Source organism: Variovorax robiniae (assembly GCF_037889955.1).
Lineage (GTDB): Bacteria > Pseudomonadota > Gammaproteobacteria > Burkholderiales > Burkholderiaceae_C > Variovorax > Variovorax robiniae.
Map to the genome: position 1 here is coordinate 50,194 of NZ_JBBKZS010000009.1, position 13,063 is coordinate 63,256.

11 protein-coding genes are annotated in these 13,063 nt (G+C 65.8%); 2 read left to right on the plus strand and 9 right to left on the minus strand.

Features of this window, described 5'->3' with window-relative positions; all coding sequences use genetic code 11:
* The 4 genes from hutI to WKW79_RS20720 all read right to left on the minus strand — a co-directional run bounded on the left by hutI (position 1) and on the right by WKW79_RS20720 (position 5,197).
* Entirely contained in the window at positions 1–1,221 is a 1,221-nt protein-coding gene (gene hutI, locus WKW79_RS20705) for an imidazolonepropionase (protein ID WP_340337086.1), read from the minus strand.
* A gap of 5 nt (positions 1,222–1,226) precedes the next feature.
* On the minus strand, positions 1,227–1,808 hold the full coding sequence (locus WKW79_RS20710; protein WP_340337087.1) for a HutD/Ves family protein: 582 nt from the start codon (positions 1,806–1,808) through the stop codon (positions 1,227–1,229).
* Between the two features lie 133 nt (positions 1,809–1,941).
* Positions 1,942–3,669, minus strand: coding sequence for a urocanate hydratase (hutU, locus tag WKW79_RS20715; protein ID WP_340337088.1), 1,728 nt, complete (start codon positions 3,667–3,669; stop codon positions 1,942–1,944).
* Positions 3,670–3,730: 61 nt separating this feature from the next.
* Positions 3,731–5,197, minus strand: coding sequence for a purine-cytosine permease family protein (locus WKW79_RS20720; protein WP_340337089.1), 1,467 nt, complete (start codon positions 5,195–5,197; stop codon positions 3,731–3,733).
* 140 nt (positions 5,198–5,337) lie between these two features.
* Here WKW79_RS20720 and hutC (WKW79_RS20725) point away from each other — a divergent pair, with 140 nt between their 5' ends.
* The gene (gene hutC / locus WKW79_RS20725) at positions 5,338–6,075 is read left to right on the plus strand and encodes a histidine utilization repressor (RefSeq protein ID WP_340337090.1); all 738 of its coding nucleotides are present in this window, start codon (positions 5,338–5,340) and stop codon (positions 6,073–6,075) included.
* Positions 6,076–6,162: 87 nt separating this feature from the next.
* Here hutC (WKW79_RS20725) and hutH read toward each other — a convergent pair whose 3' ends face one another.
* The 5 genes from hutH to WKW79_RS20750 all read right to left on the minus strand — a co-directional run bounded on the left by hutH (position 6,163) and on the right by WKW79_RS20750 (position 11,316).
* Positions 6,163–7,725: a histidine ammonia-lyase gene (gene hutH, locus WKW79_RS20730; RefSeq protein WP_422823932.1), complete on the minus strand. Its 1,563-nt coding sequence runs from the start codon at positions 7,723–7,725 to the stop codon at positions 6,163–6,165.
* Positions 7,726–7,781: 56 nt separating this feature from the next.
* Complete coding sequence (gene hutC, locus WKW79_RS20735) at positions 7,782–8,525, minus strand: histidine utilization repressor (protein ID WP_340337092.1); 744 nt, start codon at positions 8,523–8,525, stop codon at positions 7,782–7,784.
* Positions 8,522–9,307, minus strand: coding sequence for an ABC transporter ATP-binding protein (locus tag WKW79_RS20740; RefSeq protein WP_340337093.1), 786 nt, complete (start codon positions 9,305–9,307; stop codon positions 8,522–8,524). The genes hutC (WKW79_RS20735) and WKW79_RS20740 overlap by 4 nt, the downstream gene beginning before the upstream one ends.
* A complete protein-coding gene (locus WKW79_RS20745) occupies positions 9,304–10,146 on the minus strand; it encodes an ABC transporter permease (RefSeq protein ID WP_422823933.1) in 843 nt (280 codons plus the stop codon). The genes WKW79_RS20740 and WKW79_RS20745 overlap by 4 nt, the downstream gene beginning before the upstream one ends.
* Before the next feature lie 210 nt (positions 10,147–10,356).
* On the minus strand, positions 10,357–11,316 hold the full coding sequence (locus tag WKW79_RS20750) for an ABC transporter substrate-binding protein (RefSeq protein ID WP_340337095.1): 960 nt from the start codon (positions 11,314–11,316) through the stop codon (positions 10,357–10,359).
* A gap of 337 nt (positions 11,317–11,653) precedes the next feature.
* Here WKW79_RS20750 and WKW79_RS20755 point away from each other — a divergent pair, with 337 nt between their 5' ends.
* Positions 11,654–13,057, plus strand: coding sequence for an alpha/beta hydrolase family protein (locus WKW79_RS20755; protein WP_340337096.1), 1,404 nt, complete (start codon positions 11,654–11,656; stop codon positions 13,055–13,057).
* The last annotated feature ends 6 nt before the right edge of the window (positions 13,058–13,063 follow it).

Consider the following 13,063-nt stretch of genomic DNA (forward strand, 5'->3'; position numbering starts at 1 on the left):
TCACAGGCTGCCCTCGGCAATGCGGCCCTGACGGACGACGGCACGCACCGGTCGCTGTCCGAACCAGTAGGCCAGTTCGGCGGCATCGCGCAGGTTCCACAGCACGAAGTTGGCGGGCCGGCCGACGGCCAGTTCGCCATGGATGTCTTGCAGACCCAGGGCACGCGCCGCGTGGCGCGTGATGCCGTCGACGGCTTCGGGGACGGTGAGGCGGAACAAGGTGCAGGCCATGTTCGCCATCAGCAGCAGGCTGAGCGCCGGCGAAGTGCCGGGGTTGTGGTCGGTAGAGACGGCCATCGGCACTCCGGCGGCGCGCAGGGCTTCGATGGGTGGGAGCTTCGTGTCGCGCAGCGTGTAGTACGCGCCGGGGAGCAACACGGCGACCGTGCCGGCCTCGCGCATCGCGGCTATGCCTTCTTGCGAGAGGTGTTCGATGTGATCGCACGAAAGCGCTCCGTAGCGCGCCGCGAGTGCCGCGCCACCCATGTCGGAGAGTTGCTCGGCATGCAGCTTGACGGGGATGTTCAAGGCCTTCGCGGCCTTGAACACGCGCTCGGTTTCTTCCAGCGAAAAGGCGATGCGCTCGCAGAAGACGTCGACCGCATCGACCAGTCCTTCCCGCGCCAGTGCGGGCAGCATCTCGTTGCAGACCCGGTCGATGTAGTCGCTGCTGCGGCCGGCGTATTCCGGCGGCAAGGCATGGGCACCTAGGAAGGTGGTGCGCACTGTCACACCATGCGCCTCGCCGAGTCGACGCGCCACGCGCAACTGCTTGCGTTCGTGTTCGAGCGAGAGGCCGTAGCCGGACTTGATCTCAATGGCGCAGACGCCTTCGGCCAGCAGGCTTTGCAGACGCGCCGATGCGCTGTCAAACAGTTCGTCTTCGCTGGCCTCGCGTGTGGCGCGCACGCTGGAAACGATGCCGCCGCCGGCCTTGGCCACTTCTTCGTACGTCGCACCGGCAAGGCGCATCGCGAATTCGTTGGCGCGTTGGCCGCCGTAGACAAGGTGCGTGTGGCAGTCGACGAGGCCGGGCGTGACGAGCGCGCCGCAGCCGTCATGCGGCGGCAGGCTGGCGAACTCCGCGGGCAATGCGGCGCGTTCGCCGATCCAGCGGATGGCGCCCTGCGCCACGACGATGGCGGTGGCTATGCCGGCCGTGTCACGCAGGCCAGTCCAGAGGCCATCGGCAGTCGGAAGCGAGTCGAACGGTTTGTTCATCAGTTTCAGCTTTGGTTCGAATGGTGCGACCAGCGCACCGCCACGAGGCTGGCGCCGGACGTCAGGGGCTCCAGCGACCATGCGTGGGGGCTGTTCGCCCACCAGAGGCCTTCGTCCTTTTGCAGCGTTTGATCACCCGCGCGCCACTGGCCATCGAGGCACAGCAGCAGGCCATCGCGCGACGCTTCCAACGTTTGCGGATCACGGGTCACCGTCACCACGGCGGCGCACATGGCGCGCCGGCTCATCACGTTGAAGTCGCTCGACGCATCGCCGAGCAAGGTGCAATCGATCGCCACGTCGCCGCTGAACGAGAAGGGTGCGTGCGACGTGTCGAGGCGATGGTCAATGCCTTCTTTCGAATGCAGGCGCACGCCGTCACCGACGAGCAACATGATGGTCCGATCCACCCCCGCGAAGATCGAGAACGGTCCGCTCGCGGCGATGGTTGCGATGCTCACGCGCCAGTCGAAGTTCTCGATGCCGGCACCCGGCGGCCAGCAGGCGATCTCGCGCGTAGTGCCACCGCCGTTCTTCCACGGCGTTGCGGGCAGGCTGGCGATGGTGAATCGATGCAATGATGTCATGGGTATTCACTCCCTCTCCCTCCGGGAGAGGGTTGGGGTGAGGGCTCGCGGCCTTTGCAAGAGCCATAACCCATGCCACCGCCGCATGCCCTCACCCTGCCCTCTCCCAGGGGGAGAGGGGAAAGACGGGAAGTCACTTGATCATCGGCAACTTGAGGCCTTGCTTCTTTGCCGTCTCGATGGCCTTGTCATAGCCCGCATCGGCATGACGCATCACGCCCGAACCACAGTCATTGACCAGCACGCGCGCCAGGCGCTCCGCCGCCGCATCCGTGCCATCGGCCACGATCACCATGCCCGAGTGCTGCGAATAGCCCATGCCCACGCCACCGCCGTGGTGCAGGCTCACCCACGTCGCACCGCCGGATGTGTTGAGCAATGCGTTCAACAGCGGCCAGTCGCTCACCGCGTCGGTGCCGTCCTTCATGCTTTCCGTTTCGCGGTTCGGGCTCGCGACGGAACCGGTGTCGAGGTGGTCGCGGCCGATGACGATCGGGCCCTTCAGTTCGCCGTTCTTCACCATCTCGTTGAAGGCGAGGCCGGCCTTGTCGCGCTCGCCGAGGCCCAGCCAGCAGATGCGCGCTGGCAGCCCCTGGAAGCTGATGCGCTCGCGCGCCATGTCGAGCCAGCGGTGCGTGTGCTTGTTCTCGGGGAACAGCTCCTTGATCTTCTGGTCGGTCTTGTAGATGTCCTCCGGATCGCCCGACAGCGCCACCCAGCGGAACGGGCCCTTGCCTTCGCAGAACAGCGGGCGGATGTAGGCCGGCACGAAGCCGGGGAAGTCGAAGGCGTTCTTCACGCCTTCGTCGAAGGCCACTTGGCGGATGTTGTTGCCATAGTCCACGGTCGGGATGCCCATGGACTGGAAGTCGAGCATGGCTCGCACGTGCACGGCACAGGACTTTGCGGCCGCGGCTTTCAATGCGGCGTGTTGCGACGGGTCCTTCATTGCGGCTTGCCATTGCGGCACGGTCCAGCCGCTGGGCAAATAACCATTGATGAGGTCGTGCGCCGAGGTCTGGTCGGTGACGAGGTCGGGCTTGATGCCACCGGCCTTCGCGCGCTTCACCAGCTCCGGCAGGATGTCGGCGGCGTTGCCCAGCAGCGCGATCGACACGGCTTCCTTCGCCGCCGTGTGCTGTGCGATGAGTTCCAGCGCGTGGTCGATGTCCCGCGCCTGCTTGTCGACGTAGCGCGTGCGCAGGCGGAAGTCGATGCTCGACTGCTGGCATTCGATGTTGAGCGACACGGCACCGGCCAACGTCGCGGCCAGGGGCTGCGCGCCACCCATGCCGCCGAGGCCGGCCGTCAGGATCCACTTGCCACCGAGGTCGTTGTTGTAGTGCTGGCGACCCGCTTCGACGAAGGTCTCGAAGGTGCCCTGCACGATGCCCTGGCTGCCGATGTAGATCCAGCTGCCAGCGGTCATCTGGCCGTACATGAACAGGCCCTTCTGGTCGAGCTCGTTGAAGTGCTCCCAGTTGGCCCACTTGGGCACGAGGTTGGAATTGGCCAGCAGCACGCGCGGTGCGTTGGCATGGGTCTTGAACACGCCGACCGGCTTGCCCGACTGGATCAGCAGCGTCTCGTCGTCATTGAGTTCCTTGAGCGACGCAAGGATCTGGTCGAAGCATTCCCAGTCGCGCGCCGCGCGGCCGATGCCGCCGTAGACCACCAGGTCCTGCGGACGCTCGGCCACTTCGGGGTCGAGGTTGTTTTGCAGCATGCGAAAGGCCGCTTCGGTGAGCCAGCTCTTGCAGGTCAGCTCGCTGCCGCGCGGTGCGCGGATCACGCGGGTGGGATCATGGCGCGGGTCGCTCAGCGCTGCGGTCTTGGCGAGGAACTTGTCGGGTGCGTTCATGGTGATGTCCTTGGAAGAAGTCGGGATGTCGGGTGTGGCAACTGTTGCGTGTATGGCGATGTCAGGCGGGTTGCCGGGCATCTGGTGCGACGGCGGGGGTCGCCGCGCGGGTGGCCGGGGCGCTTTGGGGCGCCGCGTCAGTGGGATAAATCATCGTGGCCGGCACCTTCATCGTCCGCTTGGCCAGCGGGTAGTACACGAGGCAGGTGACGACGAGGCTCACGATCCACGACAGGTCCGCGCCGCCCAGCATCGTGGCGATCGGGCCCTTGTACATGGCTTGATTGAGAAACGGAATCTGCACCACCACCCCCAGCACGTAGCAGCCCAGCGCGACCGGGTTGTACGCGCCGTAGCGGCCATTGCAGTCGTACAGGGCGGGAATGTCCACCTTTTCCTTGGAGACGAGGTAGTAGTCGACCAGGTTCAGCACGAAGACCGCCAGCAGCAGGAGCACGAAGTTCTTGAAGTTGTTGAGGAAGTCGGCGCTGGCCAGCAATGCGACGCCCATCGAGACCAGTACGAAACCCACGATGTACAGCATGCGGGCACGCGACGAGATCTGCGTCTTGTTGTTGAAGCCGCTGACCGTCGTGAGGATGGTCATGAAGCCGCCGTAGGCATTCAGGCAATTGACCGTGAGCTTGCCGGTGACGATGACCACGAAGATCAGCGCCGCGATGACGGGGCCGCCGGCCAGGTCGCCCATGAAGCCCACCTGGTTCTTCAGGAAGTTGCCGCCAAGTGCAGCGACCAGCACGCCGAAGGTCATGGCCAGCTGTGCGCCGATGACGCTGCCCGAGAAGGTCGTCCAGTAGGTCGAGGCGATGGTGGTGCGCGTCGGCAGGTAGCGCGAGTAGTCGGCGACGTAGGGCGCGAAGGTCATCTGCCAGCCGGCCGACAGGGCGATCGTCAGCAACAGGGTCGCCACCGAGAAGGGCTTCTGGCCGAAGGCGCTGGCAACGTCATGGTGCGCGAACAGCTGGAAGGCCAGGTAGCCGAAGCCCAGGATGCCGACCACGGTGGCGATGCGGCCGACCACGTGAATCAAGCGGTAGCCCACCACTGCGACAAACGCAGTCAGCGAGCCAAAAACGAGGATGCCGAACTCCGGCGAGCTGACGCCGAAGATGCGGTTGATGGCCTGCCCCGACAACACGGTGCCCGTCGCAGCGAAGCCCAGGTACATCAGGATGACCAGCACCAGCGGCAACGCCGCGCCGCGCACGCCGAACTGCACGCGGCTCGAAATCATCTGCGGCAGGCCGAGGCGCGGCCCCTGCGCCGAATGCAGCGCCATCACGATGCCGCCGATCACATTGCCGATCAGCAAGCCGATGATGGCCGTGAGCGCCTCGGCGCCGAACACGATGGCCAGCGCGCCGTCGACCACGGCGGTGATCTGCATGTTGGCGCCGAACCAGAGGGTGAACTGGCTGCGCGGCGAGCCATGGCGCTCGGCTTCGGGAACCATGTCGATGGTCCGTGTTTCGACGCTGCCGAGTGGGGAATCCGCTTCGATGTGCATGTGGTGCTTTCCTTGGCTCCCCCCAGTTAATAAACTGTACAACTTCGCGATTTCATCGTCTAAGTTGTATATACCAATTGTGTGGTTTACTCACGCAGACGTCAATACGTTTGCCTGCGCCAAACCCTCTGGTAAACCCTATGAACAACACGTTTCCGACGCCCTCCGCCCCAGACGCCGACACGGGCGTGCCCGCCTTCCAGCGCATCAAGGACCATGTGCTGCACCAGATCCACTCGGGGCAATGGGTCGAGGGACAGGCGATTCCCAGCGAGGCGATGCTCGCGAAGCAGTTCGCCGTGTCGCGCATGACGGTGAACCGGGCGCTGCGGGAGCTGAGCGACGACCAGACGCTGGTGCGCGTACAGGGCTCAGGTACCTTCGTGGCACAGCAGAAGTACCAGGCGACGCTGATCCAGTTGCGCAACATCGCGGAGGAGATCGCGGCGCGCGGGCATGTTCATCGGGGGGAGTTGCAGCGGCTGGAGCGCTGCAAGGCCGATCCGGTACTGGCGCGTCAGTTCGGGTTGCCGGGGCATCCGGCGCTGTTCCATTCGGTGGTGATCCATTTCGAGAACAACGTGCCGATCCAACTGGAAGACCGCTATGTCAACCCGGCCGTGGCGGCGGACTACATGGGGCAGGACTTCTCCAGCCAGACGCCCAACGCCTACCTGATGCGCGTGGCGCCCTTGCAGGGCGTTGAGTTCTCGATCGAGGCCTGCCTGCCGCCGGCGGACGTCGCCGAGCAACTGCACATGGCGGCGATGGAACCCTGCCTGGTGCTGCACCGCAAGACGTTGTCGCAGGGGCAGGTCGCGACGGTGTCGGCGCTGTGGCATCCGGCGTCGCGCTATCAATTCACAGGGAGTTTCTGAGCTCCCAAAGCCGAGTCCGAACCGCCCCTGCGGGGGATCAGGTCGAGAGGGCAACGCCCCATCGACTTGAGGATGCCGGGTGCAGGGTCAGCCCGCGTGGCTGGGCAGGATACCGAGCAGCGCGTCAGGCATCTCAGCGGCGAGAGCCCACTGGCGCATGGCTTCGATGTCGGGCGCGAGGTAGCGGTCGCGTTCGAGATAGTCGACCTTGGTGCGGATGGTGGCGAACTCGGCCTCGACGAGAGGTGAGCTCTTCAAGCCACGCTTGAGTTCGATACCCTGCGCGGCGGCCATCGCCTCGATGCCGACGACCACCGCCGTGTTGTTCACCATGTCGCCCAGGCGGCGCGCTGCATACGTCGCCATCGACACGTGGTCTTCCTGATTGGCCGAGGTCGGCAGGCTGTCGACGCTGCCTGGATGCGCCATCGACTTGTTCTCCGACGCCAGCGCCGCAGCCGTCACCTGCGCGATCATGAAGCCGGAGTTCAGGCCGCCGTCGTGCACGAGGAAGGGCGGCAGGCCCGAGAGGCCGGTGTCGAGCAGCAACGCAAGGCGGCGCTCCGAGATCGCCCCGATCTCCGAGATGGCCAGCGCAATGATGTCGGCCGCAAACGCCACCGGCTCCGCGTGGAAGTTGCCACCGGAGATGACTTCGCCCGTGTCGGTGAAGACCAGCGGGTTGTCCGACGCGGCGTTGGCTTCGATGACGAGCACGCGGGCGGCATGCGTGAGGTTGTCCAGACATGCGCCCATCACCTGCGGGATGCAGCGGATCGAATACGGGTCCTGCACACGACCGCAGTCGGGGTGCGACGGGACGATCTCGCTGCCGTCGAGCAGGGTGCGAACGGCGCCAGCGACCGCGATCTGACCAGGCTGACCGCGTGCGGCATGGATGCGCGCGTCAAAGGGCTTGATGGAACCTTGGGCAGCTTCGAGTGACAGCGCACCGGACATCAAGGCCGAGGCGAAGACGTTCTCCGCGCCGAACAGGCCGCTGAGCGCGAGTGCGGTCGAGACCTGCGTGCCATTGAGGAGTGCCAGCCCTTCCTTCGGTCCCAGCACGAAGGGCTCCAGGCCCACAAGGCGCATCGCCTCGGCACCGCTCACGGTCTTGCCTTCCGCCGTGATCGCCTCGCCTTCGCCGATCAGCACGCAAGCCATGTGCGCGAGCGGCGCGAGATCGCCCGATGCGCCGACGGAGCCCTTGCACGGAATGCTCGGCGTGATGCCCGCGTTGAACAGCGCCAGCAAGGCCTCGACGAGGGCAGGACGCACGCCCGAATGCCCCCGCGCCAGGCTTACGGCCTTGGTCGCCAGTACGAGTCGCACGACCGGCGCGGCCAAGGGTTCACCGGTGCCCACGCTGTGCGAGAGCACGAGGTTGCGTTGCAGTTCGGCCAGGTGGTCGTTGCCGATGCGCGTGCTCGCGAGCTTGCCGAAGCCGGTGTTGATGCCGTAGACCACCTCGTCGTTGTCGACGATGTGCTGCACCGCGTCCCGCGCGGCCAGCATGCCGGGTTGCACGGAGGGATGCAGCGAGAGCTTCAGTCCGCCCGCGTGGATGCGGCGCAGCAGCGCGAGATCGACCTGACCCGGCATCAGGGCGAGCGCATCTTGGGAAGTTGTGGAAGTCGCATTGTTCATGTTCATACCTGTCTATACAAGTGGTTCGGGCCGAAATCCATCACCGATGGCCGGCCTCAGTGGGAGGGATTGCCTTCCGCGCGAAAGCGGCTGCCAAGCCGGTAGCGCGAGGCGGGGTGAAGGCAGCGCACGACGGTCACCGGCACGGTGCGCGTCCATGTGCGGCGCGTGAGCAGGAGGCAAGGTTCGGCGGCCGGCATCGCCAGGCGCAGGGCCTGTTCGACGGTCGGCAGCACGGCATCGACCAGGTGCTCGATCTGGTCGAAAGGAACGTTGCGAAGCAGGTACTCGCCGGGCGGCAGCGTGGCCAGGTCCTGCTCCATGAAGTCGGGCACCACGCGCGGGTTGACGTAGCGGTCTTCGAGTTGCACCGGTACGCCATCCTCGAGGTGCATGCAGGTTGCATGGAATACCGACTCGCCGGCGCGCACGTCGAGCCACGCGGCCACGTCGGTGGAGGCTGCGATGCGCTCCGCTGCGATCAGTTGGTAGCCGTAGTCATGGCCCCTCGCGCGGATCTCGCTGGCGATGTTGGCGATTTGCAGCAGCGTGGACTGCGGTTTTTCCTCCGCCACGAAGCTGCCGACACCGGCGACGCGCGTGATGCGGCCCTGTTCCACGAGCTCGCGCAGCGCGCGGTTGACCGTCATGCGCGAGATGCCGAACTGCGCGACCAACTCGTGCTCGGACGGCAGCCGATGCCCGGCCGGCCAGGTGCCGTCCTGGATCTTGCGGGAGATGTGGTCCTTGACCTGTGCGTAGAGCGCGAGTTCCGGGGCCTTACGGGTGGTGTTGCTCAATGTGCCTCCGCCGCCATCGACTCCGCGCGGATCTCTTCCGTCAGCCGCGCCTTGATTTCCATGAACTCCGGCGAGGTCTTGATCGTGTAGTGGCGCGGATGCGGAAAGTCCACTGCGATCTCGGTCTTGATGAGTCCTGGCCGCGCGCTGAACACGGCCACGCGGTTGGCCATGAAGATGGCTTCGTCGATGTCATGCGTGACGAACAGCACCGTCTTCTGCGCCGACTCCCAGATGCCTAGCAGCAGCTCCTGCATCAGCACGCGCGTCTGGTTGTCCAGCGCGCCGAAGGGCTCGTCGAGCAGCAGCATCTTGGGGTCGTTGGCGAGCGCACGGGCGATGGCGGTGCGCTGCTGCATGCCGCCTGACAGCTGCTTGGGAAAGTGGTTCTCGAAGCCGCGCAGGCCCACCTTGGCGATGAAGAAATCGCTGCGTTCCTTCTGGTCCGCCTCGCTCATCCCGCGTTCGCGCAGGCCGAAGCGGATGTTCTGCACGACGGTCAGCCACGGGAACAGCGTGTAGCTCTGGAACACCACGCCGCGATCGGCGCCGGGGCCGTCGATGTGTTGCCCGTCGAGCAGCACTTGGCCGGTGGTCGGGAAGTCGAGGCCGGCGACGATGCGCAGCAATGTCGACTTGCCGCAGCCCGAGGGGCCGAGGATGGTGACGAAGTCGTTTTCCCGGACGTCGAAGTCGATGGGCAGCAAGGCTTGCGTGCGTTGGCCCTTCGTGCCCTCGAAGACGCGGGAGACGCCCTGGATGGAGAGCTGATTCGCGCTCATATCGTGCTCCACGCAAACAACCGCCGATTCAGCGCCTTGAACGCAAAGTCCGACACCAGCCCGATCACCCCGATCACGATGATCCCGAAGATGATCTGCCCCGTGTTCAACAACGCCTGGCTGTCCGTGATCATGTGCCCGATGCCCGAGGACGAGCCGATCAGCTCCGCCACGATCACATAGGTCCAGGCCCAGCCCAGCACCAGCCGCAGCGTCTCCGCGATGCCCGGCGCAGCGCCCGGAATCAAGACGCGCTTGACGATGCCACTGCTGTTCGCGCCCAGCGTGTATGCGGCCTCCACCAGGTCCTTGCGCGCGCCGCCGACGATCACCGCCACCATCAGGATGATCTGGAACACCGAGCCGATGAAGATGACCAGCAGCTTCTGCGCCTCGCCGATGCCGGCCCACAGGATCAGCAATGGAATGAAGGCCGACGCCGGCAGGTAGCGGCAGAACGAAACGAAGGGCTCGAAGAAGGCCTCCACCGGCTTCCACGCCCCCATCGCGATGCCCAGCGGCACCGCGACGACCGCGGCCAGCACAAAGCCCCCGAACACCCGCCACACCGTCATGCCGATGTCGTGGATGAAGTTGTATTCGGTGAAGAGCAGCCAGCCTTCCTTCACCATCGTCACCGGACTCGCGAGGAAGGTCGGCTTGACGAACCCGCCCAGCGTGGCCACGGCCCACAGGGCGATGAACAGCACGAAGAAGCCGATGCCCAGCACCCAGCGCGCACGGTTGCTCACCGGCTCCAGCGGCGCAATCGGCCGACGGCGCCGTGCGGCGATCGCCGGCGCGGACGCAGAGGCAGACGCCTCGACGTTTGACTTCATGGCTGTAGTGGTTTGCATAGGACGCGGAGGAAGTCGTGAGGATTTCGTAGCGAGGGCGCCGAGGTCGGGTCTGCCGCGCGGAACCGCACTCTCGTGCGGTGACAACGAAGTTGCGGCAGAGGCTAACAACTGCGCGAAGCGCTTGTTATGCCGGAGCCAACACGGCAGGCCCGAGATCGGTGGCCGCAGTAGAAAGACTCGCGGCTTCCTTTACTTGATGTAGGAGGCGTCAAAGGTCGCCGCCAGGTTCTCCGGCGCCTTGCGGATCCCCCCCGCCTCCAGCAGGATCTTCTCCGCGTCCTTCATGAAGGCCGTCAACTCACCCGCGAAGAATTTCTGGTTGGCCGCCTTGTCCTGCCAGCGCAGGTAGGCCGACGACTTGGCGAACTGCTCGCCGCTCTGCTTCACGGCCGAGCCCATGATCTCGTTGGCCTTGGCCGGGTCGGCCTTGATCATCTCCAGCGCCTCGAAGTACGAATTCGTCAGCGCCTGCGCCGCCTTGGCGTTGGCCTTGAGCCATGTCGGCGCGCAACCCACCGTGTCCATCACCATCGGATAGTCCAGCGTGGTTGCGAGGATCTTGCCGGCGTCGGGGTTGCTGCGGATCGTCGAGAGATACGGCTCGTAGGTCATCGCGGCGTCGTTCTGGCCGGCGACGAATGCTGTCGCGGCGGGCTGCGGCTCCAGCGACACGAGCTTCACGTCCTTCAAGGACATGCCGTTCTTGCTCAGCATCCAGGCCAGCCCGAAGTACGGCGCCGTGCCCGGGGCGCTGACACCGATGGCCTTGCCCTTGAGGTCGGCGAAAGTCTTCACGTCATTGCGCACGGCCAGGCCGTCGGCGCCGTAGGACTTGTCCATCTGGAAGATCTGCACGATCGGCACGCCGTTCGCGTTCCACGCGACGTGCGTTTCCACCGTCGTCGCGGCGCACTGGATGGCGTCGGAGGCCAGCGCCAGGTGGCGGTCCTTCTGCGGAATCATCTTCAGTTCCACGTCCAGGCCGTTCTTCTTGAAGATGCCGGCCTTGTCGGCCAGCGTGAGCGGCGCAAAGCCCGTCCAGCCCGACATGCCGAGCGCGATCTTGGTGGCGCCCTGCGCCTGCGCGGCGCCCGCGGCACAGAGGCCCGCAACAACAAGGGTGGCGACTTTGAAAACCGTGGTGACCATGAAAACTCCTGGGATCGGACTGGAAGATGAGCGGATTGTGGCCGGATGCACCAACTTGTCTATACAGGGCGAACCCTGTATTCAACTCTGGTGCGGTTCTCTGGGGAGGGAGCGCCATTATGCTGTCTATACAAGTTGTTGCCAAGCGGGTGGTGAAGCATGCGCAAAGGCCGTGCCAGAGACGCGCCTTGGCGCGTGCACGACGGCGGCGCAGCGGATCGCGCGCTGGCGCCCGCTGCCGCCAAGCCTGCGACAAAGGTCCCGAGCATCTTTGCAATACTCCCCTGCCCCCTCCGGGGTCGGTCGCCCCCACAACAAGACATCAAGGGACATGGACATGCAGGCAACTTTCAAGCTGGCCACTCTCGCCGTCGCGACGCTCGCGGCGCTCTGCGGTTGCGCAGGGGTTTCCCGCAACAACGGCGCGCAAACACCACCGGCGCTGGCATCCGAACCGGCCGCGCCAGAGGTGACGGATGCAGCCCCCAAGCCCACCCCCTGCCCGGCCTCGGTGCCTTCCACCGCGACCTGCCTCGCCGGCGTCGACTCGAAAGGCGCCTGGTACCTCATCGCCAAGCCTGCCAACTGGAACGGCAAGCTCGTGCTGCATGCCCACGGCGGCCCGAACCTCGAGGCCCCCAGGCTCGAACGCGCAGCCGAAGACCTGACGCGCTGGGCCGTGATGGTGGACGCGGGCTACGCCTGGGCCGGCTCCACCTTCCGCCAGGGCGGCGTTGCCGTCCGCGCCGCCGCCGAGGACACGGAGCGCCTGCGCGGCATCTTCCGCCAGTACGTCGGTAAGCCCACGCACACCATCCTGCACGGCCAGTCCTGGGGCGCCGGCGTCGCTGCCAAGGCCGCCGAGATGTTCACCGCGGCCACGGTCGGCGAGACGCCCTACGATGGCGTGCTCCTATCCAGCGGCGTGCTGGCAGGCGGCTCGCATTCCTATGACTTCCGCACCGACCTGCGCGTGGTCTACCAGAACCTCTGCCACAACCATCCTCGCCCGAGCGAGCCCCAGTACCCCATGAACCTGGGCTTGCCAGCCGGCGCCAGGATGACGAATGCCGACCTGAGCGCCCGCATCAACGAATGCCTGGGCCTGGACAAGCCCGCCGCGCAGCGCACGCCCGAGCAACAGTTGCGCGTGCAGACCATCGAGAAGCTCATCCGGATCCCCGCCAGCGCGATCCACTCGCACATGAACTGGGCCACCTTCCGCTACCAGGACATCAGCAGCAAGCGCACCGGCGGCGCCAGCCCCTTCGGCAACATGGGCGTGAAGTACGTGGGCTCCGCCGACGACGCAGCCCTCAATGCCGGCGTGGCCCGCTACAGCGCCGACCCCGACGCCTACCAGCGCTTCGCCGCCGACACCGACCCGACCGGCAGGATCCCCGTCCCGGTCCTGACCGTGAAGTGGATCAGCGACCCGACGGCCTTCGTCGAACTCGACGCCTATTTCAAGGCGACGATGGACCGCGGCGGCAGCGGCGACCGCCTGGTGCAGACCTTCACGACCCAAGGCACGCACAGCTACATCAGCAACCCGACCTACCCGACCTTGATGACGGCCCTCCTGGCCTGGGTGGAACAGGGCATCAAGCCGACGCCAGCCAACATCGCCGCGGCCTGCCCCGCCAACGAGGCAAAGTTTGGCAAGGGCTGCAGCTTCGATCCGGGCTACACGCCGGCAGCGCTGGAGACGCGTGTGCCGCCACGCGTCCGTCCGCAGTGAACGGTG

What these genes read in the sequence shown, in the direction of transcription:
- hutI (WP_340337086.1), bottom strand. Translation starts at nt 1,221, where the DNA reads ATGAACAAACCGTTCGACTCGCTTCCGACTGCCGATGGCCTCTGGACT.
- WKW79_RS20710 (WP_340337087.1), bottom strand. Translation starts at nt 1,808, where the DNA reads ATGACATCATTGCATCGATTCACCATCGCCAGCCTGCCCGCAACGCCG.
- hutU (WP_340337088.1), bottom strand. Translation starts at nt 3,669, where the DNA reads ATGAACGCACCCGACAAGTTCCTCGCCAAGACCGCAGCGCTGAGCGAC.
- WKW79_RS20720 (WP_340337089.1), bottom strand. Translation starts at nt 5,197, where the DNA reads ATGCACATCGAAGCGGATTCCCCACTCGGCAGCGTCGAAACACGGACC.
- hutC (WP_340337090.1), top strand. Translation starts at nt 5,338, where the DNA reads ATGAACAACACGTTTCCGACGCCCTCCGCCCCAGACGCCGACACGGGC.
- hutH (WP_422823932.1), bottom strand. Translation starts at nt 7,725, where the DNA reads ATGAACAATGCGACTTCCACAACTTCCCAAGATGCGCTCGCCCTGATG.
- WKW79_RS20740 (WP_340337093.1), bottom strand. Translation starts at nt 9,307, where the DNA reads ATGAGCGCGAATCAGCTCTCCATCCAGGGCGTCTCCCGCGTCTTCGAG.
- WKW79_RS20745 (WP_422823933.1), bottom strand. Translation starts at nt 10,146, where the DNA reads ATGAAGTCAAACGTCGAGGCGTCTGCCTCTGCGTCCGCGCCGGCGATC.
- WKW79_RS20750 (WP_340337095.1), bottom strand. Translation starts at nt 11,316, where the DNA reads ATGGTCACCACGGTTTTCAAAGTCGCCACCCTTGTTGTTGCGGGCCTC.
- WKW79_RS20755 (WP_340337096.1), top strand. Translation starts at nt 11,654, where the DNA reads ATGCAGGCAACTTTCAAGCTGGCCACTCTCGCCGTCGCGACGCTCGCG.